General features: G+C 73.3%; 4 protein-coding genes. 2 read left to right on the forward strand and 2 right to left on the reverse strand.

Annotated elements, in window-relative coordinates; all coding sequences use genetic code 11:
- A partial coding sequence (locus JNW87_RS36215; RefSeq protein ID WP_375373591.1) for a MinD/ParA family protein occupies positions 1-1,065 on the forward strand: 1,065 nt, incomplete at its 5' end.
- Between the two features lie 46 nt (positions 1,066-1,111).
- Here JNW87_RS36215 and JNW87_RS36220 read toward each other — a convergent pair.
- Entirely contained in the window at positions 1,112-1,540 is a 429-nt protein-coding gene (locus JNW87_RS36220; protein ID WP_109801085.1) for a DUF3151 domain-containing protein, read from the reverse strand.
- 264 nt (positions 1,541-1,804) lie between these two features.
- On the opposite strand from JNW87_RS36220, the gene JNW87_RS36225 reads away from it, so the two are divergent.
- Entirely contained in the window at positions 1,805-3,016 is a 1,212-nt protein-coding gene (locus JNW87_RS36225) for an LOG family protein (protein ID WP_238455259.1), read from the forward strand.
- Positions 3,017-3,069: 53 nt separating this feature from the next.
- On the opposite strand, the gene JNW87_RS36230 is transcribed toward JNW87_RS36225, so the two are convergent.
- Positions 3,070-3,632: class II fructose-bisphosphate aldolase (locus tag JNW87_RS36230; RefSeq protein ID WP_238455260.1), on the reverse strand; the 563-nt coding region annotated here is incomplete at its 5' end.

The following is a 3,632-nucleotide window of genomic DNA, read 5'->3' on the forward strand; positions in this document are numbered from 1 at the left end:
CAGGCGCCCGGACCCGCCCCGCCCGGCTGGTACCCGTCGGCCTGGCCGCAGCAGGCGGGCGCCGGACCGCACCCGCCCGGCCCGCCGCAGCAGCCGCCCGGGGCGTACCCGGACCCGGTCTGGACGCCGGAGACCGGCGCCACCCCGACCGCCGAGGACTTCGCCCGGCGGCGGCAGGCCCGGCCGGTGGACCCGGTGGCCACCATGGGCGTGCGGGCCGTGGTCAACCGGACGGGGCTGGTCCGGCTCGCGCCCGGGCGGCACGAGCAGGAACTCAAGCGCGACATCGAGATGGTCCGCCGCAACTTCGGCGGGCTGCGCCAGGTGACGGTGGTCAACCCGAAGGGCGGCGCCGGGAAGACGGTGGCGATCCTGCTGCTCGCCATGACGTTCGGGCAGAAGCGCGGCGGCTACGTGCTGGCCTGGGACAACAACGAGACCCAGGGCACCCTGGGCATGCGGGCCCAGCAGGACTTCCACTCCCGTACGGTCCGGGACATGCTGCGCGACCTGGGCCAGTTCCAGGGCGCGCACGGCCGGGTCGGCGACCTGTCGCAGTACGTCCGCTCGCAGGGCGAGGGGATGTTCGACGTGCTCGCCTCGGACGAGTCGGCCACCGGCGGGGAGATGCTCACCGCGGCCGCGTTCGCCGAGATCCGCGAGGTGGTCAGCCGCTTCTACAAGCTGATCTTCGTGGACACCGGGAACAACGTCCGGGCGCAGAACTGGCAGGCCGCGATGGACGCCACCGACCAGTTGGTGGTCACCATGTCGGCCCGGAACGACTCGGCGGAGACCGCCGCCCGGATGCTCGACCACCTGGAGCAGAGCGGCCGGCAGCGGCTGGTCCGGCAGGCGGTGACGGTGGTGTCGATGCCGCCGTCCCGCAAGGAGATCGACCTGCCGGCGATCCAGGAGCACTTCGCCGCCCGGACCCGGGCGGTGCTGCTCGCGCCGTACGAGCGACTGATCGACACCGGAGAGCCGATCCGGTACGGGCAGCTCTCCTCGGCCACCCGGGACGCCTGGCTGAAGATCGCCGCTGCGGTCGCCGAAGGGCTCTGAACGGGCACGACGGCCGGTCCGACGTCTGGACCGGCGTCGGCGCGGGTCAGTTGCTGGCGAGGGCGTCCCCGGCGGCCGGGTCGCAGTCGCGGAGGAACTGGGCGCAGCGGGCCGCCTCGTCGGCCTCGCCGATCTCGCCGGCGGCCCGGGAGAGCAGGTAGAGGCAGCGCAGGAAGCCCCGGTTCGGCTTGTGCGACCAGGGCACCGGCCCGTGCCCCTTCCAACCGCTGCGGCGCAGCTGGTCCAGGCCCCGGTGGTAGCCGGTGCGGGCGTACGCGTACGCGGGAACGACCTGGCCTGCGGCGAACGCGCGGGTGGCGAGCGCCGCCCAGGCGGCGCTGTAGGTCGGGAAGCGGGCCGCCACCGCGGCGTACGCCTCGTCGGTGTCCTTCTCGACGGCGTCAGCCAGGGCGGCGTCGGCCTCCTCGTGCGCGGGCAGGAGGGTGGCCGGTGGCTCAGGCAACAGGTTCTGCATCGCCCCATTCAACCCGCTTCGCCCAGGGCCGCGCGAGGGGGTCGGGCGACCCGGTCGGCTGAACGGATGAGGGTTTCGTCACGCCTGCGGCCCGCCGCGCACGTACCCGCGGCCCATGCCACGCGGCGGTGATTTCCACTACAACTATGGGTCCGGAGCCTCCCCAGGACCCGGTTACGCAGGAGCCCGGTGGCCAGACCCGCCGGGCTCCTGTCCGTCCTGCCGGAGTTTGCCGGGCTTGCCCGGTGCGGGCAGGATGGCCTGGTGCCGACCCCACCTCCCGCGGACGTCATCGAGCCGCACGACACCCACGAGATCGAGACCCGCGCAGAGTTCGACCGGCACCTGGCCACCGGCAGCCTCGCCGGATTCACCGTGCAGGGGCTCCGCCTCGACGTAGATCCCGTTCCCGACCTGACCCGGACCGACGTGGCCGACACGCTCTTCGTGGGCTGTCGGTTCGCCAACCGCGAGATCGGCGCCGACCTGGTCCGGCGCGGGGCGAACGTGGTTCCCCCTTTCTCGAAGCTGCCCTACCCGACCCAGCCGGCCCGCCTCTACACTGCGGAGGACCTGGCCGCGGGCTTCGCGGAGGCGGGGTTCGCCGGGATGTACGACACCCGGGTGTACGAGCACTTCCGCGCCCACGGCGGGGCCCTGCCGGACGTCCGGGAGGCGCTCGGCCAGCGGCTGCACGACCACGGGGTGGACAACGCCCTGGCCGACGCCACCCGGGCGTGGTTGGCCGCGCACGGGCCGCAGTCCGTGGTGGGGGTGATGGGCGGGCACGCGGTGCCGCGCGGCAGCGCCGCGTACCGGATGGCGGCGGTGCTGGGCTGGGAGCTGGCGCGGGCCGACCGGCTGGTGGTGACCGGCGGCGGTCCAGGCGTGATGGAGGCGGCCAACCTGGGCGCGTTCCTCGCGGCCTGGCCGGCGGAGGAATTGACCGCCGCGATCGACCTGCTCGCCACCGCCCCCGACTTCACCGACCACGACCGCTACACGGCCGCCGCCCTGGCGGTACGCGAGCGGTACGCGCCCGGGCCGACGCTGCCGGCGCAGCGCCCCGCGGCGGCCGGCACCGAGTGGGCCCGCTCGGGCGGGCTGGCCATCCCCACCTGGCTGTACGGGCACGAGCCGGCGAACCTGTTCGCCGGACGGATCGCCAAGTACTTCTCCAACGCGATCCGGGAGGACACCATCCTGCGGCTGGCCCGGGGCGGGATCGTCTTCGCGCCCGGCCGGGCCGGGACGGTGCAGGAGGTGTTCCAGGCGGCCACCAAGACGTACTACGGCACCGACGGGGCGAGCGGCGCGTACGTCTTCCTCGACCGCGCGTACTGGACGACGGAGCTGCCGGTGGAGTCGTTGCTGCGGCCGCTGCTGGCCGCCTCGCACTTCGGTGACCTGTCGGCCACGGTGCACCTGACCGACGACGTCCGCGAGGCGGTCCGGGTGCTGACCGCGACGGCCTGACCCGGAAGGGCCGGCCCCCCGTGCGGGAGCCGGCCTTCCGGGTTGCGTGCTGGTTACTTCATCTTGGTGCCGGTGGAGCGCAGGTGCTCGCAGGCCTCCACGACGCGGGCGGCCATGCCCGCCTCGGCGGCCTTGCCCCAGACCCGCGGGTCGTACAGCTTCTTGTTGCCGACCTCGCCGTCCACCTTGAGCACGCCGTCGTAGTTGCGGAACATGTGGTCCGCGACCGGCCGGGTGAAGGTGTACTGGGTGTCGGTGTCGATGTTCATCTTCACCACGCCGTAGTCCAGCGCCTCGCGGATCTCCGACAGCAGCGAGCCGGAACCGCCGTGGAAGACCAGGCTGAGCGGCTTCTCCTTGCCGTACTTGGCGCCGACCGCCATCTGGATGTGGTCGAGCACCTCCGGGCGGAGCTTGACGTTGCCCGGCTTGTAGACACCGTGCACGTTGCCGAAGGTCAGCGCCGCCATGTAGCGGCCCTTCTCGCCGAGGCCGAGCGCCTCGACCATGGCCAGGCCGTCCTCGACGGTGGTGTAGAGCTTCTCGTTGATGGCGTTCTCGACGCCGTCCTCCTCGCCGCCGACCACGCCGACCTCGATCTCGAGGACGACCGCGG

Origin of the sequence: Micromonospora sp. ATA51, from assembly GCF_016802855.1 — a bacterium.
Lineage (GTDB): Bacteria > Actinomycetota > Actinomycetes > Mycobacteriales > Micromonosporaceae > Micromonospora > Micromonospora sicca.

Excerpts from the sequence above, each read along its gene's own strand:
- JNW87_RS36220 (WP_109801085.1), bottom strand. The coding sequence starts at position 1,540 with ATGCAGAACCTGTTGCCTGAGCCACCGGCCACCCTCCTGCCCGCGCAC.